This is a genomic window from Enterococcus pallens ATCC BAA-351 (assembly GCF_000407485.1).
GTDB classification, from domain to species: domain Bacteria; phylum Bacillota; class Bacilli; order Lactobacillales; family Enterococcaceae; genus Enterococcus_A; species Enterococcus_A pallens.
The window spans coordinates 263,092-286,612 of the sequence record NZ_ASWD01000003.1; the positions used below are offsets into that span (position 1 = coordinate 263,092).

A 23,521-nucleotide genomic window follows, 5' to 3' on the forward strand; every position below is an offset into this window, starting at 1 on the left:
ATATAATACAGTTAGCCTGGTTGTTCATCCCACTGTTTCGTTTCATAGACCGCAAATACTTCGCCGTCCTTCTTCTCATCAATGGCAAATGAACCGTTAGCCAAGCGGTCGCTGACAGGTATTTTAGCAATTTCTAAGGTTTGTGTTGTTCCCTTTTGGCTCAGCAATTCGATCTCGCCATCTATTGTATCTGTCAAATATACTAGTCGGTGAGCATTCTTCTTCAATTCTCTAAAGATCATCAAACCACGTTTTGCTCTGCCTAGCTGTGGCAGCTCTTGTGCCAGCATGCGTTTTGCTGCGCCACGCTGACTGATTAAAGTAATTGGTGAATCTCCTTCAGACAATACAAGTGCTCCACCAACAACATAATCGCCGTCTTTCAGATTCACGGCCTTAACCCCTGCTGCTTTCGCTCCTACCACAGGTACTTCGTCTAAAGGATAGCGCAAACCAAAGCCGCGATAGGTTCCCACAAATACATCAAGATTCTTAACATTTTTGATTAGACGTACAGCGACTACTCGATCAGTATCGCTCTTCAGCTTGATCGCTGCAGTTGGACGACTCCTATACGTACGCCATGGCGAAAATTCGGTCATACGAGTTTGCTTAATCATACCTTCTTTGGTCATCAGGACAAATAACTGATTGGCGTCAATCTCTTTATATGGGAAGACCGCCATAATTTCTTCATCTACTTTCAGACTGGAAATTGTTTGTGAAATGTGTTCACCAACATCCTTCCATTTCAAATCAGCTACTTCATGAACTGGCCGATAGATCATATTACCGCGATTAGTTAAAATTAGCACATGATCCAAAGTATTCATTTTTTGAGCAAATAGGACCCGGTCGCCATCCTTCATCCCCAGCTCTTCTGGTCGGGAAGCGTTGTAAGAACGCAAACTGCTGCGTTTCATGTAACCCTCTTGCGTAACTGTTACTACGACATCCTCTTGCGCAATCAATACTTCAGTCTCAATCTTGATTTCAGTAATTTGATCTTCAATCTTGGTTAAACGATCGTTACCGTATTGCTTCTTGATTTGGCGCAGCTCTTGCTTCATCACTTTGTTCAATTCACGCTCGCTGGACAAAATCAACTGCAATTCCTTCACTTCAGCAGCCAGTTCCTCAGCTTCTTTTTTCAGCTGCGTAATATCGGTGTTGGTTAAACGATACAATTGCAGGTTCACAATTGCTTCTGCTTGTTCTTCAGTAAAATCGAATTTTTTAACTAAATTGTTTTTTGCATCCCGCTTGTCTTTACTTTCACGAATGGCCGCGATAACTTCGTCTAAAATCGACAATGCTTTCATCAAACCTTCGACAATGTGCTGACGTTTTTGAGCTTTCTTCAGCTCGTATTGACTGCGCTTTGTAATTACTGACTGGCGGTGTTGAATGTAGCTGGCTAAAATATGCTTTAAACCCACCTGTTGAGGCGTCATATTATCAATAGCCACCATGTTGAAGTTGTAATTGATTTGCAGGTCTGTATTTTTAAACAAATAATTTAGAATACCTTCTGCATTTGCATCCTTTTTCAACTCAACTACGATTTGCAAACCAGTTCGGTCAGTTTCATCACGAACTTCAGCAATACCGTCGATTTTTTTGTTCAAACGGATTTCATCCATTTTCTTGACCAGGATCGCCTTGTTCACTTCGTAAGGAACCTCGTGGATCACAATTTGCTGCTTACCGCCTTTTAACGGCTCAATCGAAGTTTTTGAACGCAGGATTACTTTGCCTTTTCCAGTTTCGTAGGCTTTTTTGATTTCATCCTTCCCTTGCAAAATCCCTCCGGTTGGAAAATCTGGTCCTGGAATAAATTCCATGATTTTCTCTAAGCTAGCATTGGGATGATCAATCAAATAGATGGTTCCATCAATTACTTCACTTAAATTATGAGTAGGAATTTCAGTTGCATATCCTGCAGAGATCCCGGTAGACCCATTAATTAACAGATTCGGATATGCAGCTGGTAAAACAGTCGGTTCTTTTTCGGTATCATCGAAGTTCCAAACTAAATCAACCGTATCCTTTTCAATATCCTTTAGCATTTCTCCACTCAACTGAGAAAGTCGTGCTTCTGTGTAACGCATCGCCGCTGGTGGATCACCATCCATTGATCCGTTGTTTCCGTGCATCTCAATCAGCACTTCTCGCAGCTTCCAGTCCTGACTCATCCGAACCATAGCTTCGTAGATCGAGCTGTCACCATGGGGATGATAATTCCCCATGATGTTTCCGACAGACTTTGCAGACTTGCGGAAGCCCTTGTCGTAGGTATTGCCATCTTTATTCATCGCATACAGAATACGACGTTGTACTGGTTTTAGTCCATCACGGACGTCTGGTAACGCCCGTTCTTGGATAATATATTTTGAATAACGACCAAAGCGGTCACCCATGACTTCCTCTAACGTTAGTTCTTGAATTGATTGTTTATTTTCCATCTGTTGACCACCACCTACTCACTAAACAATTCTATGTTTTCAAAATTTTCTTCATCCAGCAATTCATTGGAAACAGATGGTTGAATCTCATCTTTGTTTTCCAGCAAGCTGCCGTCTTCTTCTAAAGTAAATTGGACATGGCTTTCAATCCATTTACGACGAGGCTCTACTTTATCCCCCATCAAGGTTGTAACGCGACGTTCAGCCTGAGCGGCATCATCGATTCTTACTCGAACCAGCGTCCGATGTTCAGGGTCCATTGTCGTTTCCCACAGCTGCTCAGCGTTCATTTCACCAAGCCCTTTGTAACGCTGCAGCATATAACCTTTACCAACCTTCTTTATTACATCTTCAAGCTCATCATCGGTCCAGGCATACTCAATCACCTGTTTCTTTCCGGAACCCTTGGATACCTTATACAAAGGCGGTAAGGCAATATAAACCTTGCCAGCCTCTATCAAAGGCTTCATGTAACGGTAGAAGAAGGTCAGCAGCAAGACTTGGATATGAGCACCATCAGTATCCGCATCGGTCATGATGATGACTTTGTCATAATTACAATCTTCAATTGAGAATTCCGGACCAACGCCGGCACCAATAGTATAGATCATAGTATTGATCTCTTCGTTTTTCAGGATATCCTGCAGCTTAGCCTTTTCAGTATTGATAACCTTGCCTCGCAACGGCAGGATCGCTTGAAACTTCCGATCACGGCCTTGCTTGGCAGAACCGCCGGCAGAATCTCCTTCGACAAGGAATAGCTCATTGCGCTGTGCATTTCGAGATTGCGCTGGGGTTAGTTTACCAGATAAAAGGGACTCGCCTTTTTTCCGTTTTTTGCCATTTCGGCTTTCTTCCCGGGCCTTACGAGCGGCTTCTCGAGCTTCTCGCGCCTTGATCGCTTTACGAACCAGCATTTGACTGGTTTCACTGTTCTCCTGCAAATAGAAGCCCATTTGCTCCCCGATAACATTGTCAACCACACCGCGGGCTGCTGGAGTTCCCAGTTTTTCCTTGGTTTGTCCTTCAAATTGCAGCAGATTTTCAGGCACCCGGATGGATAGAACCGCGGATAATCCTTCACGGAAGTCTGAGCCTTCTAGGTTTTTATCCTTTTCCTTTAATAATCCTGCTTTACGAGCATACTCATTAAAAGCTTTGGTCATTGAGGTTTTCATTCCAGCCTCATGAGTTCCGCCATCTTTAGTACGCACGTTATTTACAAAGGACAAGACATTTTCGGAATAGCCATCATTGTATTGATAGGCAAACTCCACTTCAATGCCGTCCTTGGCACCAGAGAAATAAGTTACTGGCGTCAAGGTGTCCTTGTCTTCGTTTAAATAATCAACGAATTCTTTAATTCCTTCTTCAAAATGAAACACTTCTTCTTTGGGTTCTTCTTCCCGTAAATCAGTAATGCTGATCTTTACCCCTCTTAGCAAGAAGGCAGATTCCCGTAACCGTTCTGAAAGTGTGTCATAAGAGAAGCGAACCGTAGAAAAAATACTATCATCAGGCAGAAAATGGACACTCGTTCCATTTGGTTCCCGAGTTTTGCCGATTTTTTTCAGGCTGCCTTGCGGTTTGCCCCCATCTTTAAACTTTTGTACATATTCGATTCCATCACGCACGATGGTAACCGTCAGCCATTTTGACAAGGCATTTACTACACTGGCACCCACACCATGCAGACCGCCTGATGTTTTATAGCCGCCTTGGCCAAATTTCCCGCCGGCATGCAGAATCGTGAAGATAACCTCTACCGTAGGAATTCCGGAAGCATGCATCCCCACCGGCATTCCCCGGCCTTTGTCGCTTACTTTCACACTATTGTCAGGGTATAGTGTCACCCCTATTTCATTACCGAAGCCAGACAGCGCTTCATCGACTGCGTTGTCAACGATTTCATAAACCAAATGGTGTAGACCGCGCCCGTCGGTGGATCCAATATACATACCAGGTCTTTTTCTTACTGCTTCTAATCCTTCTAAGACCTGAATCGAAGCGTCATTGTATTCATTGTTACTTTTCTTAGCCAAGCTAACAGCTCCTTATTCTAAAAATACATCATTGCTATGATACGCTAAAAAAGCCCAAAAAAAAAGCCTTCTGATGACCCGAGAAGGCATTTTATCAATTTTTTAGCAGAAAATCAACTAGTTGTCAGGCTCTTTTTGCCAATTCAATCTTAATACAACGATCCATTACAATGTCCATGCGGCCTTGCTGTTGCAGCATTTCAGCTGCTGCTTGACTGCTTAAACCAAGCTGCGCCCAAAAAACTTTTGCATCAGTTTTTAAAAATTCTTCTGCCACCTGCGGTAAAAATTCACTGCGACGGAAAATATCCACAATATCGATGGCCTCCGGAACCTCTGATAAAGCGCCAAAAACTTCGATTCCCGCAACTGTCTGACCACCCAGCTTAGGGTTCACGCCATAAACAGTATAGCCTTCATCTTTTAACAGCTGTGCGATCTGATGGCTGGTTTTATCTGGGTTTTCACTGTAGCCTACCACTGCAATCACTTTAGCTGTATCTAAATACTCAAAAATTTTCTCTTGACTAGGGTTTTCAAATTGCATAAAACGACCACCTTTCTTAGTATTTAGTATATCATTGCTTTGATGATTGTTCACCTATTTCAAATCTGTTAAAATAACCCTAACAACAATGAAATGGGGAAAAACAATGAAAACAGCTATGCTTTTGCTGCTAGCTTATTTTTTAGGATCGATTCCATCAGGTGTATGGATCGGAAAAATTTTCTTTAAAAAAGATATTCGCGATTATGGCAGCGGCGGCACCGGCACCACCAATACCTTTCGCATTTTAGGAAAACCAGCTGGCTTTGTTGTGTTTGCCATTGATCTTTTAAAAGGAACCTTGGCTACTTGCTTGCCAATGATCTTTCACTTAGATATTAATCCCTTATGGTTTGGTTTAGTGGCGGTAATCGGCCACACATTACCGATATTTGCTGGTTTTAAAGGAGGAAAAGCAGTTGCTACCAGTGCTGGAATGCTGCTGGGTTACAGTCCTTTGTTCTTCTTTTATTCTTTGGTCTTTTTTCTAATCGTTTTATACATTACCAGTATGGTTAGTGCAACCAGCATCTTATCAGCTATTTTCGTTACTTTGTCGACTATTCTTTTACCAATTATTTGGCCAGCCATTTTACCAGAACACAACTGGTTATTAACCCTCGTTTGCTTGATTTTAACTACATACATTATTTACCGTCACCGTGAAAACATTCAGCGCATTAAAAACGGAACGGAAAACCGGGTCTCCTTTGGCCTAAACAAAAAGGAGCCATCTGATGGACATTAACAATCAATTAACTAACTGGGCCGTAGAACTGCAGGCTTTAGCTCAAGCTGGCCTTACCTATACCAAGGACCCCTTCGATGCCGAACGATTTGAACGTATTCGTTCGTTAGCTGTCGAAATGCTGGCTGTTCAATCCCCCCTGCCTGAATTGGAGATTCGCAAGCTGTTTGCTGACGAAACTGGCTATCCTACTCCCAAACTGGATACCCGGGCTGCCATTATCGAAGAAGACAAAATTTTGCTGGTTCAAGAAAACAATGGTAAATGGTCACTGCCAGGCGGTTGGGTAGATATCGATCAGTCTTTGAGAGACAATACACTAAAAGAGGTAAAGGAAGAAACCGGCTTTGACGCTGAGGCTCTCAGAGTGATTGCTCTGCAGGACCGAAATCGTCACAATCCTCCTCGCTACGCTTACGGTGTCTGTAAAGTGTTTATATTGTGTAAGAAATTAAGCGGACACTTTGAACAAAATATTGAAACACTGCAAAGCGACTGGTTTGCTTTAGAGGAACTGCCAGAGCTGGCTGAAGAGAAAACTACCAAGGAACAGATTGCTCTGTGTTTCAAAGCAAATGCTGATCCTGCTTGGCAAGTTAAGTTTGATTAATCTAATTAAAGCACTCAAAAAAGACGCTGGTTGACCCAACGTCTTTTTTCGTTCTATCTTACATTAATTGAAAACTGGGTCTTAAACTGCTCACCAGGCGCGAGATGATTCATTCCTGGTTTATCCTCCAGCTTACCGTTGCCGTCTACCGGATCAGCAAAGCCCCACCAAGGTTCGATACAAACAAAGGGCGCTTCTTTAGGGTACGGTGACCAAAAGCCGACATATGGAATGTGATTATAGGATAGTGTCACACTATGAGGCGAATCTTCCGCGCTAATAGTGAAGGTATTCAGCCCTTTCGTTTCAAAAATCAAGGCATCATTTTGGAACAAATCGTGACTAATGCGAATATTTGTATTGGTTTGACCAATAGTTTTTTGATCCAAATTGGCAAATGGTCCGTCCAGCGGAATCTTCACTCTTGATTTTTGCGGTGAGAAGGAGAAGAAATAGTCTTCAAAGCTTAAATTCTCCTCTAAAGGCACATTAAAGGCTGGGTGTCCGCCTAAGGCAAACAGCATCTCGTCATCTCCCGCATTATTCACTTTAAAACGAATCCGCAAGCCCTCTCCCCAAACTTCATAGCTCACTGATAAAAGAAAATCGAATGGATAAATCTCTTTGGTCTTTTCATTGCTCTTCAAGGTTAAGACAACCTTCTCATCGGTTTGCTCTGTTACCTCAAACATTTCATCCCGGGCAAAACCATGCTGTGACATTGGATAAGTCTTCCCTTTATAACTATACTGATCATCTTTTAATCGACCAACAAACGGGAAAAGAATTGGTGCATGACGTCCCCAGTAGGCTGGATCAGCCTGCCACATGTACTCAATACCGTTGGCCTTTAGACTGGTTAATTCAGCCCCTTTTTCACTGATTGCTGCCTGCAAATAGTCATTTTGAATCCTAACTGTCATAAGCTTCCGCCTCCCTATTGATGTTTAACCAATTCTTTTTTGAACAAAGGATTTAATACCTTCAAGTACGTTCCCTTCATTCCAAGCGAGCGTGATTCTATAATACCTGCTGATTCCAATTTACGCAAAGCATTTACAATAACAGAACGAGTAATGCCAATTTTATCAGCAATATTAGAAGCAGTTAAACGTCCTTCATCACCTTCCAGTGCTTCAAAGATAGCTTTCACAGCCTTCAATTCACTATAAGAAAGTGTACTAATTGCCATTTGAACAGCGGTTTGACTGCGAACGTTCTCTTCCACATGCAGAAACTGCTGATATAAAATTTCCATACCAATAACAGTGGCCCCATATTCCGCTAACACTAAATCATCTTCAGTGAAGGATTCTTCAGTTCGTGCAAGAACGATAGTACCTAAGCGTTCACCCGAGCCAAAGATCGGAACGATGGTGGTTACCCCATTAGGATAATACTGGGAGCGTTCTGTAGGAAAGGCAGTGCCTGAACTGCCGCTGGGAATATTAGCTTCAGTCTTAATCATCTGCTTTAATTCACCTACATAGCTATCAGGAAATTGCCGATCAACAAGAAATGACTTGACGCGATCATTATTGATATCAATTTTTTCATTGTATCCTAAAAGCTTTCCTTTCGAATCAATGATGTATGACAGAGAATCCAACACATCGCCAAGGATGCGGGCCATGTTGTTGTAAGGCAACTCTGCAGCCGGTTCAAAGGCATTCTTTTGTTGCATCAGCTTGTTAATCTGGCGTGTTTTTTCTAATAAGGTTTCCATCATTTCCCCTCCAAATTATAGAATATAGCGGCTCAAATCTTTGTTTTGCGCAATCGAAGCTAGCTTTTCATCTACATAAGCTTCGGTTATCGTAATTTCACCCATTTGCATATCTGGTGCTTCGAAGAGTAAATCTTCCAGCAGTTTTTCTAAAATCGTGTGCAAACGTCTAGCACCGATATTGTCCGTTTCACGATTTACATCAAAGGCTATCTTCGCCAATTTTTCAATGGCTTCTTGAGTAAAGATCACCTTTACGTTTTCTGTGCCGATTAAATCAATATATTGCTGAATCAAGGCATTGTTTGGTTCAGTTAAGATCCGAACAAAGTCTTCAGCAGTCAGGTCATCTAATTCTACCCGAATTGGGAAGCGTCCTTGCAGCTCTGGAATTAGATCGCTTGGCTTGGAAAAGCTAAAGGCTCCACTGGCAATAAATAAGACGTGGTCTGTTTGAATAGCTCCATACTTAGTATTAACCTGAGATCCTTCAACGATTGGCAAAATGTCACGTTGCACGCCTTCCCGCGATACTTCACCAGAATTTTGTTGCGATTTTGAAGTAATTTTATCAATTTCATCAATGAAAATGATCCCTGAACTCTCTGCCAGCTTAATCGCAGCCGTATGAATATCTGCATCATTGACTAACTTCGCCTGTTCTTCCTTAACCAGCAGCTCCTGAGCTTCCTTAACGGTTACTGTTCGCTGAATCTTTTTAGTAGGAGTCAAAGCTCCCAAGGTATCATTCAGGTCAATCCCCATCTGCTCCAAACCATTGTTCATCATCGGTACTGATTTTTTCGGTTCGTCGATTTCAATTGTGACTTCACGACTGTCCAGCATACCTTTTTCCAGCTGTTCTAAAATGCTCTTACGATTGACTTTAATTTCTTCTGTCAATTCTTCCTGAGGCTCAGCCTGTTGTGTTTGGTTAAACATATTCATCATTTGTTCATAAGGATTGCTTGATTTCTTCTGTTCTCGTTTAATACCTGGTACTAAAACCTTCACCAAGCGTTTGTTTGCCCGTTTTAAGGCTTTACTGTAGACTTGGGAATATTGCTCTTTCTCAACAATCGTAATCGCATTTTCTACCAAGTCTCTGACCATCGATTCTACATCGCGGCCAACATAACCCACTTCAGTAAATTTAGTTGCCTCTACTTTGACAAAAGGGGCTTTAACAATCCGAGCCAAACGGCGGGCAATTTCAGTTTTACCGACACCAGTTGGTCCAATCATTAAAATATTTTTGGGGGTTACTTCCTGCTGCATAGTTTCTTCTAATTGCATTCGACGATAGCGATTGCGTAAAGCCACCGCAACAGAACGTTTCGCGTCGTTTTGGCCAATAATGTATTGATCCAGTTCGCTGACGATCTCTCTAGGTGTTTTATTAATTTCAGACATTCAACATTCTCCTTTACATCTCTTCAACGATAATATTATGGTTGGTAAAGACACAAATATCTGCGGCAATATTCAGTGCACTTTCAGCAATCTCTTTCGCAGACATTTCTGGGTTGTGCTGCTTTAAAGCCCTAGCAGCGGCTAAAGCGTAATTGCCGCCTGAACCGATTGCTAAAATGCCGTCATCCGGCGCGATTACCTCACCGTTACCGGAGACTAGCAGCATTTCGTCTTTGTTCATGACAATCAGCAAGGCTTCCAGATTCTTCATGGCCTGTTGAGTGCGCCATTCCTGGGCCAACTCTACTGCAGCCCGTTGCAGATTGCCGTTATATTCGTTTAGTTTACCTTCGAATTTCTCTTCCAGAGTAAAAGCATCCGCCACACTTCCGGCAAAGCCTACAACAACTTGGTCATTATAAATACGACGCACCTTGCGAGCACTGCCCTTCATGACAACCTGTTGACCCATTGTTACTTGACCATCGCCGGCCATCGCTAATTTTCCGTCCTTTTCTACAGCACAAATCGTTGTAGAATGAAATTGAGATTCAGCCATTGGTATTCCTCCTAAATTTAAGCCCGTGGATGAAACGAGCGATAACTTTTTTGTAAACTCTCTTTGGTTACGTGGGTATAAATTTGCGTAGTAGATAAATTGGCATGGCCTAGAAGCTCTTGAACCGTTCTTAGGTCTGCCCCATTGTTTAACAAATGTGTAGCAAATGTATGCCGCAGCATATGAGGATGAATGCTTGAAGACAGACTGCTCTTTTTAATCAGCTGATTCAACACATATTCAATCCCAGTCGGGGTAATTTGTTCTCCCCGATGATTAATAAACACATAGTCATGGCTTTTCTGATATTTTTCCATGATCTGCTTACGTCCAGCACTGCGATATTCCTGCAAAGCATCCGCTGCATAAGAACCTAGCGGAACATAGCGATCCTTGTTTCCCTTGCCATGAATCAACATGACACTGTTATCAAAATCAATTACAGAGAACGTCAAATTGGCACATTCACTGACCCGCAGCCCTGCACCGTATAACACTTCTAATAACGCGTGATTCCGTTGATCCAGAGGCTGCTCACCCTCCACACTTTGGAAAAGAAGCTCCATCTCCTTCTCGTAAAAAAAGCGAGGCAGTCGATTTTTCTTTTTCTTCAGGTGGACATAGGAAAAAGGATTTTCTTGAATTTGTTCTTGTTTAAGCAAATACTGATAAAAGGAACGCAAACTAGCAATTTTACGGCTAATCGTATTCCGACTATACTCTCGGTCATTCAAAAAAGCCAAGTAAATGCGTACATCTAAATGATCAATCGCCAGCAATTCAGGACTGCCGGAGTCCTCCAAGAACTCCCAAAAGTCTGTTAAATCCCTCAAATAGGCCTCTTTTGTTTTAACAGAATAACCACGTTCAGTTATCAAATAACGCATAAAATCTTGAATCCATTCCTCGTTTGTCATAAGCTCACCTCACAAACATAATCCAAATTTAGCACAACCGGTTTTTAAATACAATTAAATTGTCAGAATTTATTGATTTTTCACGAATTTGTTTACAATTCCTTAGAATCCTAAAAGAAAAACCCGCCGCAGTATTCTGCGACAGGTATCGTATTACAGTTCCATTTGACTCAGTGCATCTAGCGCTCGCTGGGCTAGAGTTTCATAGCGCAGCTTTTTGTCTCTAATTCGCTCTGGCAAGCTTGGGAATAAGCCAAAATTAGCATTCATCGGCTGGAAATGCTTTCCTTCCGCGTGGGTAATGTAATAAGCCATTGCACCTAAAGCTGTCTCTTGCGGAAACTCCAACAAAGGTTCTCCTTTAGCCAAAAGTGCTGCATTCATTCCGGCAACTAGTCCACTTCCGGCACTTTCCACGTAGCCTTCTACGCCAGTCATTTGACCGGCAAAAAATAGATCTTCACGGTTGCGGCTTTGATACGTTGGACGCAACAGCTCAGGAGAATTCATGAAGCTATTGCGGTGCATCACACCATATCGCAAGAACTCCGCATTTTCCAGACCAGGAATCAGGCGAAACACCCGCTTTTGCTCACCCCATTTTAAATGAGTCTGAAAGCCAACCATATTGTACATGGAAGCAGCAGCGTTATCCTGACGCAGCTGAATAACCGCGTAAGGGCGTTTGCCAGTCTTAGGGTCCTCTAGACCTACCGGCTTCATAGGACCGAAAAGCATTGTTTTAATCCCACGTTTAGCCATTACTTCAATTGGCATACAGCCTTCAAAGAATTTTTCTTTTTCAAAGGTTTTTAATTCTGCTACTTCTGCCGAAATCAAAGCTTCGTAAAAAGCCATGAATTCTTCCTCATTCATTGCACAATTCAGATATGCAGCTTCACCTTTGTCGTAACGCGACTTTAAGTAGACCTTTTCCCGATCAATGGTTGTTCCATCGATAATCGGTGCAGCTGCATCATAGAAATAGAATCCATGTGAGCCGTTGAAAGAGGCAATCTCTTCTGCTAGCGCTTCGGAGGTTAAGGGACCTGTCGCTACGATCGTAATTCCTTCCGGCAATTTAGTAATCTCTTCATTATGCACTGTTACTAAAGGATGTCCCTTCACCTTTTCAGTAATCAATGCCGAAAAGCCTTCACGATCCACTGCCAACGCCCCACCTGCTGGAACAGCTGTTTCATCTGCCGAGTGAATAATAACTGAATTCAACCGACGCATCTCTTCCTTCAATACGCCAACTGCATTCGTTAAACTATTGCCCCGCAAAGAATTACTGCAAACTAGCTCAGCAAATTTATCCGTTTGATGGGCTGGTGTTGACTGAACTGGACGCATTTCGTATAAATCAACCGGTACTCCTGCCTGAGCCAGCTGCCAAGCAGCTTCGCTCCCGGCAAGACCTGCACCGATAACATTGACCGTTTTTACCATTTTATTCCTCGCTTACGCTATTTTTGAACGGCTTCTTCGTAATCCCCATTGATACAGACTACTTGTTTGCCGCCTTTGACTTTTTTCTCAACCAAGTAATTATCACATTTCGGACAACTACGGCCGACTGGCTTGTCCCAAGAAGTGAAATCACAATCTGGGTAACGAGAACAGCCATAGAACAATCGATTTTTCTTCGATTTTCTTTCGACTACCTGTCCTTTATGGCAAACTGGACATTCTACACCAATCTCTTTAATGATTGGTTTTGTATTGCGACAGTCTGGAAAATTGCTGCAGGCATAGAATTTACCATAACGACCAAGCTTAATTACCATTGGGTGTCCGCAAACATCACAATCAAAGCCAGCTGGTTCATCCTTGATTTGAATTTTCTCAATACCTTCTTCTGCTTTTTCCAACTCAACAGCGAAAGGTTTGTAGAAACGGTCAACAACATTAACCCATTCCTCTTTCCCCTCTTCGATTTTATCCAAACCGTTTTCCATTTCAGCCGTGAAATTCACATCCACAATTTGTGGGAAGAAATCCACAATCAGTGAATTAACAATTTCCCCTAATTCAGTCGGCTCAAAACGGCGTTGAGTCAACTTCACATAATAACGACGTTGGATGGTATCTAAAGTTGGTGCATAAGTTGAAGGACGACCTACGCCATTTTCTTCCAGAGTTTTAATTAAAGTTGCTTCACTGAATCGTGCTGGTGGTTGAGTGAAATGTTGTTTAGGTTCGATATTAACCGACTGAACAACGTCTCCTTCGACAAGCTCTGGCAAAATGTTTTCTTTGTCTTCCTTGCCATCATCGCGTCCCTCAACATAAACCTGCATAAATCCTTTGAATTTAATCTTAGAACCATTCGCAATAAAAATTACCCCATTTTGTTCCAAGGTCACTTTCATAGTATCTAAAACAGCTGCCGTCATTTGGCTGGCAACAAAACGTGACCAAATCAAGGTATACAATTTCAACTGGTCTTTATCTAAATATTGCTTCATTTCATCTGGTGTACGGTTCACACTGGTTGGACGAATCGCTTCATGGGCATCCTGTGCGCCTTGCGGATTTTTCGTCTTGCGAGCAGTATGCTGCGAGTATTCTTTGCCATATTTGTTTTCGATGAATTCAGCTGCCTCAGCCTTGGCTGTATCAGAAATACGAGTTGAATCCGTACGCATATAAGTAATTAATCCGACAGTTCCTTGCTTACCTAAAGAAATTCCTTCATACAGTTGTTGTGCAACCATCATTGTTTTACGCGTCCGGAAATTCAGCTTACGAGCTGCTTCCTGTTGCATGTTACTGGTAGTAAAGGATTGCGCTGGATTACGTCTGCGTTCTTTCTTCTCTACTTTAGTAACTTGATAGTCTTTGCCATCAATTCGCTGGGTGATTTCTTTAACCGATTCTGCGTTTGGCAGTTTTTTCTTCTTGCCGTCTACACCCCAGAAATTGGCTTTGAATTTTTTCTTTTCTTTTTTGAAGTTTCCGTCGATACTCCAGTATTCTTCGGGAATAAATTCACGGATTTCTTTTTCACGATCGATAATAATTTTCAAAGCAATGGATTGTACACGACCAGCACTTAGTCCTTTTTTAACCTTGCGCCAAAGAATTGGAGAAATCGAATACCCTACTAAACGATCTAATGCTCGGCGTGCTTGTTGCGCATCGACTAATGAAACATCAATCGAACGTGGTTCCTTAAAGGCTGCCTTTACTGCATCCTTGGTGATTTCGTTGAAAACCACGCGATTTTTATCCTTCAAATCTAAGCCTAATAAGTAAGCTAAATGCCAGGCGATTGCTTCCCCTTCTCTATCCGGGTCACTTGCGAGATAGACTTTTTGGGCTTTTTTGGCAGCCTGCTTCAAGCTTTTGATAACGTCGCCTTTTCCGCGAATTGAAATGTAATGCGGTTCATAATTGTTCTCAATATCAATTCCCATCTTACTTTTTGGCAGATCACGTACGTGTCCGACACTTGCTACTACTTTGTAATTTCTTCCAAGGTACTTTTCAATTGTTTTTGCTTTTGCTGGTGATTCCACAATCACTAAATATTTATAGGCCAAACGTTTTTGCCTCCCTAATTTTTTCTACTATTATATACAGGAAATTTACTGACAAATCGTAGCCTATAATAGCGATTCGATTTTTATTTGTCAAGTAGCGACTAATATATTTTTTTCAATAATTGTAAAGAATCAAGAATATCTTGGACTTTTTCTACACACACTGCACCGTCTTGAATCAACTGATGACATCCGGCAGAACGTCCGTCCAAAACATTTCCTGGTACCGCAAATACCTCTTTCCCATAGTCCAAAGCCTGTTGAGCGGTAATTAGCGAGCCGCTCTTTTGTTTGGCTTCGATTACCAGCACACCTTGCCCTAAACCAGCAATAATTCGATTCCGCATGGGGAAGTGAAATTTTGCAGGACGGGTTCCGTCGGGGTATTCGCTCAGCACTAAATGATTTCTAGCCATCTCTATTTGTAAATTACCACTTTCTTTAGGATAGCAGATATCTAATCCGGTGCCAATCACTCCAATCGTTTTTCCTTGATTTGAAATGGCAAATTGATGGGAAAAAGAGTCGATTCCTTTTGCCAGACCGCTAACAATCACAAACTGCCGCTTCACCAGCTCCGGCATGAATCGACGCAGCACACCATAGCCATAATCAGAAGCCGTCCTAGCACCAACAACCGATAGACACTCTCTTTTCAACAATTGCAAATTTCCCTTATAAAACAATACTAAAGGCGGTACAGGCAACAAACGCAACTGTTCAGGATACTCCTGATCTTCTATAGTGATGAGCTGATGTTTTTCCTTCAACTCAATCAGACGTTCGTTACTCCATGACTCCCAATCTCCTACTCCTTTGCCTCTTGTAAAAGGATACAATTCAACAGGCGACAACTGCCAGTAATCCAGTTTCTTCGCATACTGATAAATTTTTTGCTTAGTAACTGGACCGATACCTCTTGTAACGCTTAAATGCAACAAAAATATTGTTTTCTCCAAAAAAATCCCTCTTTTCTAACTGCTTACTATAAGATAAGCAAAAAAGAGAGATTTTAATTTTATTTTTTACGAATTGGGGCAAAAGTTTTTCGATGGATCGGCAAAACCCCAAATTCATCGATGGCAGTCAAATGCTGCTTAGTACCATAGCCAGCGTTTTGCTCAAAACCATAAGCTGGGTATTTGCGTCCATACTCTGACATAAGCTGATCACGATAGACTTTAGCAATAATGCTGGCCGCCGCAATCGACACTGATCGAGCATCTCCCTTAATAATCTTTTCTTGAGGCAGACCATTGTCTAAGACCATCGCATCAATCAATAAACAATCTGGTTGAATCGGCAGCTGATCCAATGCGCGCTGCATAGCAACCTTAGTAGCTTGATAGATATTCAATTGATCAATCTCTTCTGCACTCGCTTCACCAATTCCGATAGCTCGAGCATGCTTTTTAATTTCCGTTACTAGTTCTTCGCGTTTACTAGCAGAAAGCTGCTTAGAATCATTTAAACCAATAATTTGATGATCATCATTTAAGATAACTGCTGCTGCCACTACTGGACCAGCTAGAGGCCCCCGGCCCACTTCGTCAATACCAGCGATTGCTTGAAAGCCTAATACTTGCTTTTCGTTCTCAAAAATCGACATTTCCTGATAACGGGCAATCAAAGCCGCTGCTTTTTCTTGACGTTTTTGCCATTGCTGCAATGCTAATTTAACACCCTTGCGTTCATCTGCTGCGAGTTTGCTAAAGCGCGGATCTTGTTCATCAGTAATTTCTTTTAGCAGCTCTTTAACTGCCTGAATTGACATTTTATCCATTATTCTGTGTACTCCTCGAAACGATCTAAAGTATAACGTCCCAATCTTCCTTGACGCAGTTCAATAATCAGCATTTCACTCGCCCGCTCGTAATCATCTTTAAAGCCGCGTTTGTGAGCGATCAGCATCAACAACTCCGGAAGTTCTTGGAACATTTCTTCATCCGTCAGCTTGTAACGTTCCTTCAATTGTTCAGGATAAAAGCGGCGCAAAAAGCCCAACTCGTCGATCGCTAAGTCATCTAAATGAAGCAGGTCATCCTTAATTGCTCCTGTTAACGCCAAGCGTTTGCCCACTTCTGGGTCTTCAAATTTCGGCCATAAAATCCCTGGAGTGTCTAAAAGCTCTAATTGAGAACCAAAACGCAGCCATTGCTGTCCTTTAGTAACTCCAGGCTTATTACCAGTACTAGCGATTTTCTTGCCTGCTAAATGATTCAGCAAGGTGGACTTTCCGACGTTAGGAATTCCCAAAACCATGGCACGAATAGCCCTCGGTTTAATTCCTCGTTCTTTATCTCGCGCTAATTTATCAGCCAAAACCTTTTTCGCAGCTGGTACAATTTGCTTAACACTTTTATCGTTTTTAGCATTTAGGGACAACGCCTCATAGCCTTGTTCTTTGAACCAGTCCATCCAGCGAGCTGTTTGGTTAGGATCCGCCAGATCCGCCTTATTTAACAAAATCAATCGCGGCTTCTGCTGCACGATCTGATCCAGCATCGGATTGCGAGAAGACCGCGGCAGTCGAGCATCCACCAATTCAAAAACAATATCGACAAATTTCATCTTCTCAGATACTTCTCTTCTAGCCTTTGCCATATGACCAGGAAACCATTGAATTGTCATTGAATCTATTTCCTCCTTTAAACTATGGATTAAGCAATCAGTAAATTCTTCCTCAGATATTCTACCATACCAGATAAAGTTTTTAAGGTTAAACTTACGACAAATATGTATTTTTTTCTTAATCTTGTTTTTCTAGTTCATGCCTAAAAAAAGAAGGCCTCGAGCTGAGAGCCTTCTTTTTACATAAAGATAGTTGTTCTTACGCTGCATTAAACAGATGAGTAACAATTTCTGGAGAGCGGCGAATTGCCATTACTTGATCAGCAAACTCATTGGATAATGTGTAGCCATCGCCCCATTGAGTCTTAATAATCGAACCAGGAAAACCATTTTTATTAAATTTAAGTTCGATCCGCTTAGATAAGCTTGATAGGGTACTCAAGTGAGAGTTGGTCGTTTTATCTCCCCAAAGACGTTCGCATAACTCTTCCCTAGTGACCGGTTGAGACGGAGTGGTAAAGATAATTCGGAAAAATTCGGTTTCTTGCTTAGACAGATGTTTGATTACATTCGCCAATTTGATCTCAATCTTTTGACGTTGGAATGGCGAAACATTATCCGTTCCAGAGGCGTTCTCTTGACTTACAGGATAAGCATCAGAAAGTAATGCTTGCTGCATTTTTTCTCTCAAAAATTCAGATGGGCTTGATTCCATTATCCAATGCTTGATTCCAGTATCTTCAAGAAAAGCTTTGCCCTTTTCAGTTGGTTCTGCTTCAAATACTCGGATAATGGTCAAGCTGTGACGTTTTAAAGTTGGCAAGATTTCGTAAATTTCATCGTTAGAAATCGTTTTGCTTAAAATGACAAATTGGAAGTACTCCAAAAATTGTTCATTGATTTGACTGTATTTATTCATTTCTAAAAAGCTTGAGGTGCTAAAAACCTCATAATTCAATACTTGCAAGTTTTTTTGAAGTTTCTCTTCGGATAAAACATTTTTTGTTAACAATAGGATTTGTTGCATATTATTCACTACTTTCTATATTAATCTGCTTACTGTATCAGGACTCTTGTTTCACCTAATGATTTTGCCACCCGTTACCACATAATCATAGAGATGAAACTAACAATTGAATCTAGCTGCTAACGATATTTGTTAATAAAATATCTATTCAATATTTTTACTAAAAAAATGTTTTTTTGTCCATTAATTCAGACATTAAATTTTTGCAAAGATAAGCTATTTTAATAAATAAAAAAAGACCTTTCTTGAAAAGGTCTTTTGAATAACAATATATAACTACCTATATCGCTTGAAAACAGCACTGAAAGCGAAGCAAAAAAACTAAAAAAAAAGTGGGCTGCTGAAAAGATTTGATTTTTTAGACGCGGAAAAAATTAAGAAAAGTTCATTTCCCTTTAACTGTTTTCTCTACTTAAAAACCATTATTGTTTTTCCAATAAAATATCTAATGAATAAATTGCATATCAGCTAGTGGATAATAAACAAAACGAGCTTTTCCCATAATTTCTCGACTGTCTACTGTTCCAAATGACCGACTGTCTTTTGAAATCCGTCGATTATCTCCCAAAACAAAATATTCATTCTGTGGAAGTTGGTCTAAACCAATTAAATCGTGCAAATTGAAATTTGTTGTATAGGGCGTATTCTCATGATCGTGGGTTTGATTATTCGTTAAAAAAGTTTCTGGAACTTGTTTGTCATTTATGAACAGCTGATCTTGTTCATAGCGGACAGCATCACCTGGAAGACCAATTACCCGTTTGATATAGGTAGTCCCGTCTTCCTTGCGAAAAACAATTACATCAAAGCGCTGGACCTTAGTAAATTTCTCCATCACAATCATGTCTCCTTGCTTCAACGTTTGATTCATGGAGTTTCCCGTTACTGGTACGGGAATCAGCAGAAAACCGCGGATGATCACGCCAAGAAAGAGCGCAATTAAAAAATATTTTATCATTAGCCAGAGCTGGTCTTGCCATTTTTTCATTTTGCTCTTCCTCCCTTTGCTCTATTATAGGGGATTACCCCCAGACATTACCAATAAAAAACAACAGAGAGAACCCTCTGCTGTTAAGATAGGACTTCTATTGCGCGTTTGTAAGTCGCATCATTGGCCTTGACTAATTCAAACAGCTTTTCTTGAATGACTTCAGAGGTTTGAACATCTACTGCACCAGTGGCAGGCAGATTATTTTCTGTTTGAATCTGAATCACTGCCTGACGCGTTTTTTCATTAAATTGATCTCCCTCGGTATCAAAACCCAACGCTTTCAGCATTGCATTCAAATTAGTTACAACCTCTCCCTGATCACCTATACGCCAATTAGATTGACGGGATAATGGCGGCAGGTTGGCATAGCCTGGTTGCCCCACTTCAATCGTAGGTTCAATCCCCTTCTCATCAATCCATTCTCCCTCTGGTGTCAGCCACTTTAAAATAGTTAGCTGTACATAGCTCTCTTCACCGATAGGCTGTACATTTTGCACGGTTCCTTTACCAAAAGTACGAGTACCGATAAGTGGAATATCCTTACTTTTGACAGCAGCTGCCAGTAATTCACCCCCAGCGGCTGTTTCTTGGTCAACTAAGAAAACTACCGGCTCTTTGAGCTTAAAACCATCATCAATCTTCTTGCTAGCCTTTTCTACAGCAACTGTTTTCTTTTCATCCGCGAATTGCACAATGGTATCGTCGTCTTCAAGAAAATAGCTGGCTACTCTCTCCGCTTCGTCCAAAAGACTACCAGAATTTTGTCTAATATCTACAACAAATGAGGTCGCCCCCTCATCTCGCAGCTTTTCTATCGTGTTTCTGAATTCCAATGCCGTAGTCTCACGAAAATTGGTCAATTGAACTGCGCCAATGGTTGGATGCTCTTGATCTAGTTTCCCTTGTACCGTTTCATTGGGAATAATATCTCTTTTTATACTGACACTAAACTTTTCGTTTTCTCGTTGAATCATTAAATGAACCTCAGTCCCTTTTTCCCCACGAATAGAACTGGCTACCTCATCTAATGACTGACCTTGTGTTGATACACCGTCAATCTCCAAGATGACATCGCCTGATTTAAGTCCTGCCTTTTCTGCTGGTGAATCCTTAATAGGAGCTTGATCAACCGTTGGCAGCTGTTCCTTCAGCTCTAAATTGGCTCCGATCCCTTCAAAGCTGCCTGATACAGCCTCGTCCAACTCTTTTGTTTCTTTAGCCGACAGGAATTGCGAATAAGGATCATTTAAGGAGTCAGTCATGCCTGATAGTGCTCCCTTGATCAACTCATCTTTATCTATTTCCCCCACATAGTTCGTACTGATTAAATCATAAAGATCCTGAACCTCATCCAGCTCACTGCGAGTTACCTTAATAACCGATTCTTGATGAGTAAACTGCGTTTTTTCCAGAAAAAAAACAAACGCCGCAGTAAGGACAATTGTACAAAAGATGGAAATTAAATAGAAGGATAATGTGACTGTTTTTTTCTGCAAAACGCAACACCCTTTCACTTATTTTCATCATAGCACGAGTAAAAAAAAAGGAAAAGCCCTCTCAGACCTTTCCTGTCATTTTTATTGATTATTTTCGAGATAATATTCCCACAAACGGTCAAACAAATCCATTGATGGAATATAATTGGTGTTTAATTCCAAATAATCTGCAATCTCATGGTAGTCCTCAGATTGCTTAGGAAACATAATGTCTTTGCTGACAGCTGCCGCAAAGGCCTGGGTTGGATCTTTAAGGTTATTTCCTCGTTCAGTCAAAATATAATGATAAAAACTTCTTCTCATGAGTCACTCCATCATTTTTTAGGCATACGCTACGTTTGTCATTTTTACTTTTCTTTTGGTAAATACAAGCTGAACTGAATATCATCGCCTACTAGATCAATATGATCTGCTTTGATAAACATGCCATTTTGCAGCTTGAATTGATCCAGCTTCAATTCAATCGTTTGATCCTTCGCCGAAACTTCAACCCAGTCAGGGAATTTGTAACTGCGAGTAATCATTGACATCACTTCACTGATTGGTAAGTTCAATGTCCCAATCGAAAGATCTCTGGCCTTCAATTGAACATTGCCATTATCCATCACATAAGGATCAAAATAAAGATAGAAATTTATTTTAGCCCCTAAGAAATTGAACTGTCCATTCAGCAAAGCCTGATTTTCTAAATAAAATTCATATTTAATATCTGAATCCTTCTGATAATCGGTTAAAAAGTAATCCATCACTGTGTTCAGCTTCTTTTTATCCATATTCATAGTCAATACAGGTGACCCTTCTGGTACAGTTGTTTCGCTGCTGGGGGGCAAGTTGGTTTCACGGGTAGAAAAGACCCGGGTTGTCAAAAAGATGCCGCTGCCGATTAAAATACCGACTAAGACTAAAAAAGCAATTTTCCAACCATTTATTTTTTTCTTCATTTACTTCCGCTCCTTCAACAGCCATAAATCATTTGACTTCATCATTTCTGTTTTTACCGCGTTGGCCATTAGCTGATAACCAAGATTGTTGGGATGGAAATTGTCTCCATCGTATAATACGTTGTTTTTAACCGTCGTGCCCTCAGTCGATTGCTCTGCAGAAGTTTCTGTTGATTCTTTAGAAGAGTCTGCAGTCTCACTGTCTTTAGTGCTTTTTTCAGGCAATCCTTTGTAAAGCAGGTCATTCACTGGGACAAAGAAACTGTTTCTAGTATCCTCAGTCAGCTCCTTGGTAGCATCATTCCAGTTGTCCACTACTGTCTGCATCTCCTTAATATCAGGAAAATTTAAATAATAGGGATTGTATATTCCTAGGATATAGATCGGCGCGTCTTTATTCAACTTTCGAGTCTCAGTTAAAATTTTCTCGACATTTTTTTGGTATTTTTTGATTGGTTGATTAAATTTCTTGGCTGATTTAGCAGTGATATTTTTTTGAAAAGCTTGCAAAAGGTCATTTCCGCCAACAGTTAACGTAATCATGTCAGCACTTTCTAGACTGCGCTGCAACTCCTCATCTTTGTTGAGCCGTTTCAAAATTTGATCGCTTCGTTCGCCAGAGACGCCGAAGTTTTCTGTTTGAACAGTGGAAAGCTTATATTCATTTTTCAAGCCGTCTGCAACTAAGGGAACAAATCCGCCACGATTGGTTTCATCTCCCACACCTTGAGTCAATGAGTCTCCCAAAGCAACGAAATGAACAGTTTGTTTGTAGTTATCACTTTCGCTGCTTGTTTCAGCTTTAATGATCGATCCCGCTTTAGGTAGTAAAAGGGATAAGCAGACGAAGGTTAATAGAGCGGTCACTACTGGAATCAGCGGTGTGACATATTTTTTCAATGGTTCGCCTCCTTTTTAAATTAAGAAAAGCTTCTCAAACTTACCCAGTTCAGGAAGCCAAACAGCATTACATTCATGCAACAATGCTATAAATTACGAAAAACAAATATCTTCTTACAAGTTTAAAAAAGGCCTCTAAGCTTAGAGGCACTTTACTATTCGGTATAGTACATAATCGCAAATGCATCTTTACCAGTATGAGTAGCAACAATTGGGTTAGTGTGTAATACCGGAATTTCTAAATCAGGAAACATTTCTTGCAGGGTATTTTTCGCTTCTTCAATAAATTCAGTTCTTCCTGTATGTGAAATACCAATACGCTTCACGTGAGCAAATTTACTTAGCTCTTCTTTGAAGGTGTCCAGCCATTTGCTGAAGGTTTTTTTGCCACGGCCTTTAATTACCGGAACCAACGCCCCGTCTTCCAGCTCCATGACAACACGAATATTTAATACGTTAGACAAAACACCTGTCGCTCGGCTTACACGTCCGCCTTTTACTAAATTGTCCAAAGAAGAAATACCAATGAACAATCGGCTGGTTTCCTTTACCTTCTCAACAGCTTCCAAGACTTCTTCTAGACTTGCTCCAGCTTGAGCCAGCTCAGCTGCTCGAATAACTTGAAAGGACAAGGATTGATCAATAAATCCGCTGTCAATTACAGTAACATCACTGCTGGTCAAAAAGGTTGCTTGACGGGCTGCTTCAACTGTACCGCTTAAGCTTTGGGTCATATGGATCGAAACGATTTGGCTGCCATCTTTCCCCAATTCATCATATAATTCCGCAAAATAACCAATTGGCGGTTGGCTGGTTTTGGGTAAGGCTTTCGCCCCAGCCATCATATCCATAAATTTCTCTCCCGTCAATTTATCGTCATCGGGATATACCACATCGTCAATCATCACTGACAACGGGATGACTGTAATATCTAATTCTTCCTGATATTTTTTCTCAAATGTACAAGAGGAGTCTGTAACAATTTTAACTTTAGACATTCCTATCCTTCTTTCCAGATCG

22 protein-coding genes are annotated in these 23,521 nt (G+C 41.1%); 2 read left to right on the plus strand and 20 right to left on the minus strand.

Annotation, left to right across the window (positions count from 1 at the left end; genetic code table 11):
• Positions 1 to 11 precede the first annotated feature (11 nt).
• The 3 genes from parC to I588_RS13810 form a co-directional block, all read right to left on the minus strand.
• Complete coding sequence (parC, locus tag I588_RS13800; RefSeq protein ID WP_010759363.1) at positions 12 to 2,465, minus strand: DNA topoisomerase IV subunit A; 2,454 nt, start codon at positions 2,463 to 2,465, stop codon at positions 12 to 14.
• Between the two features lie 14 nt (positions 2,466 to 2,479).
• Complete coding sequence (parE, locus tag I588_RS13805; protein WP_010759364.1) at positions 2,480 to 4,507, minus strand: DNA topoisomerase IV subunit B; 2,028 nt, start codon at positions 4,505 to 4,507, stop codon at positions 2,480 to 2,482.
• A gap of 124 nt (positions 4,508 to 4,631) precedes the next feature.
• Complete coding sequence (locus I588_RS13810; protein WP_010759365.1) at positions 4,632 to 5,054, minus strand: CoA-binding protein; 423 nt, start codon at positions 5,052 to 5,054, stop codon at positions 4,632 to 4,634.
• Positions 5,055 to 5,160: 106 nt separating this feature from the next.
• Here I588_RS13810 and plsY point away from each other — a divergent pair, with 106 nt between their 5' ends.
• Positions 5,161 to 5,802, plus strand: a complete 642-nt coding sequence (gene plsY, locus I588_RS13815) for a glycerol-3-phosphate 1-O-acyltransferase PlsY (RefSeq protein WP_010759366.1) — start codon at positions 5,161 to 5,163, stop codon at positions 5,800 to 5,802.
• Entirely contained in the window at positions 5,792 to 6,412 is a 621-nt protein-coding gene (locus I588_RS13820) for an NUDIX hydrolase N-terminal domain-containing protein (protein WP_010759367.1), read from the plus strand. The genes plsY and I588_RS13820 overlap by 11 nt, the downstream gene beginning before the upstream one ends.
• Before the next feature lie 53 nt (positions 6,413 to 6,465).
• Here the strand turns inward: I588_RS13820 and I588_RS13825 are convergent, their stop codons facing one another.
• The 17 genes from I588_RS13825 to I588_RS13905 all read right to left on the minus strand — a co-directional run bounded on the left by I588_RS13825 (position 6,466) and on the right by I588_RS13905 (position 23,499).
• Positions 6,466 to 7,335, minus strand: coding sequence for an aldose 1-epimerase family protein (locus I588_RS13825; RefSeq protein WP_010759368.1), 870 nt, complete (start codon positions 7,333 to 7,335; stop codon positions 6,466 to 6,468).
• 14 nt (positions 7,336 to 7,349) lie between these two features.
• Entirely contained in the window at positions 7,350 to 8,138 is a 789-nt protein-coding gene (gene codY / locus I588_RS13830; RefSeq protein WP_010759369.1) for a GTP-sensing pleiotropic transcriptional regulator CodY, read from the minus strand.
• 15 nt (positions 8,139 to 8,153) lie between these two features.
• Entirely contained in the window at positions 8,154 to 9,551 is a 1,398-nt protein-coding gene (gene hslU, locus I588_RS13835; RefSeq protein ID WP_010759370.1) for an ATP-dependent protease ATPase subunit HslU, read from the minus strand.
• A 13-nt stretch (positions 9,552 to 9,564) separates the two neighbouring features.
• Positions 9,565 to 10,110: an ATP-dependent protease subunit HslV gene (gene hslV, locus I588_RS13840; RefSeq protein ID WP_010759371.1), complete on the minus strand. Its 546-nt coding sequence runs from the start codon at positions 10,108 to 10,110 to the stop codon at positions 9,565 to 9,567.
• A gap of 17 nt (positions 10,111 to 10,127) precedes the next feature.
• Complete coding sequence (xerC, locus tag I588_RS13845; RefSeq protein WP_010759372.1) at positions 10,128 to 11,027, minus strand: tyrosine recombinase XerC; 900 nt, start codon at positions 11,025 to 11,027, stop codon at positions 10,128 to 10,130.
• A 153-nt stretch (positions 11,028 to 11,180) separates the two neighbouring features.
• On the minus strand, positions 11,181 to 12,479 hold the full coding sequence (gene trmFO, locus I588_RS13850) for an FADH(2)-oxidizing methylenetetrahydrofolate--tRNA-(uracil(54)-C(5))-methyltransferase TrmFO (protein ID WP_010759373.1): 1,299 nt from the start codon (positions 12,477 to 12,479) through the stop codon (positions 11,181 to 11,183).
• Between the two features lie 17 nt (positions 12,480 to 12,496).
• Complete coding sequence (gene topA, locus I588_RS13855) at positions 12,497 to 14,575, minus strand: type I DNA topoisomerase (protein ID WP_010759374.1); 2,079 nt, start codon at positions 14,573 to 14,575, stop codon at positions 12,497 to 12,499.
• A 101-nt stretch (positions 14,576 to 14,676) separates the two neighbouring features.
• The gene (dprA, locus tag I588_RS13860; protein WP_010759375.1) at positions 14,677 to 15,534 is read right to left on the minus strand and encodes a DNA-processing protein DprA; all 858 of its coding nucleotides are present in this window, start codon (positions 15,532 to 15,534) and stop codon (positions 14,677 to 14,679) included.
• Between the two features lie 59 nt (positions 15,535 to 15,593).
• Positions 15,594 to 16,358, minus strand: coding sequence for a ribonuclease HII (locus I588_RS13865; RefSeq protein ID WP_010759376.1), 765 nt, complete (start codon positions 16,356 to 16,358; stop codon positions 15,594 to 15,596).
• Positions 16,358 to 17,206 carry a ribosome biogenesis GTPase YlqF gene (gene ylqF / locus I588_RS13870; RefSeq protein WP_010759377.1) on the minus strand — a complete coding sequence of 283 codons (849 nt, stop codon included), beginning with the start codon at positions 17,204 to 17,206 and terminating at the stop codon, positions 16,358 to 16,360. Before ylqF ends, I588_RS13865 begins: the two co-directional genes overlap by 1 nt.
• 199 nt (positions 17,207 to 17,405) lie before the next feature.
• Positions 17,406 to 18,173, minus strand: coding sequence for a helix-turn-helix domain-containing protein (locus I588_RS13875; RefSeq protein WP_010759378.1), 768 nt, complete (start codon positions 18,171 to 18,173; stop codon positions 17,406 to 17,408).
• Positions 18,174 to 18,618: 445 nt separating this feature from the next.
• Positions 18,619 to 19,161, minus strand: a complete 543-nt coding sequence (gene lepB / locus I588_RS13880) for a signal peptidase I (RefSeq protein WP_010759379.1) — start codon at positions 19,159 to 19,161, stop codon at positions 18,619 to 18,621.
• Positions 19,162 to 19,244: 83 nt separating this feature from the next.
• The gene (locus I588_RS13885; RefSeq protein WP_010759380.1) at positions 19,245 to 20,660 is read right to left on the minus strand and encodes a S41 family peptidase; all 1,416 of its coding nucleotides are present in this window, start codon (positions 20,658 to 20,660) and stop codon (positions 19,245 to 19,247) included.
• 81 nt (positions 20,661 to 20,741) lie between these two features.
• Entirely contained in the window at positions 20,742 to 20,963 is a 222-nt protein-coding gene (locus tag I588_RS13890) for a YozE family protein (protein WP_010759381.1), read from the minus strand.
• A 44-nt stretch (positions 20,964 to 21,007) separates the two neighbouring features.
• Positions 21,008 to 21,601 (minus strand): YpmS family protein, encoded by a 594-nt coding sequence (locus I588_RS13895; protein WP_010759382.1) that lies wholly within the window; start codon positions 21,599 to 21,601, stop codon positions 21,008 to 21,010.
• Positions 21,602 to 22,501 carry an SGNH/GDSL hydrolase family protein gene (locus tag I588_RS13900; RefSeq protein ID WP_010759383.1) on the minus strand — a complete coding sequence of 300 codons (900 nt, stop codon included), beginning with the start codon at positions 22,499 to 22,501 and terminating at the stop codon, positions 21,602 to 21,604. It abuts the gene before it with no gap.
• Positions 22,502 to 22,656: 155 nt separating this feature from the next.
• Positions 22,657 to 23,499 (minus strand): DegV family protein, encoded by an 843-nt coding sequence (locus I588_RS13905; protein ID WP_010759384.1) that lies wholly within the window; start codon positions 23,497 to 23,499, stop codon positions 22,657 to 22,659.
• Positions 23,500 to 23,521 lie beyond the last annotated feature (22 nt).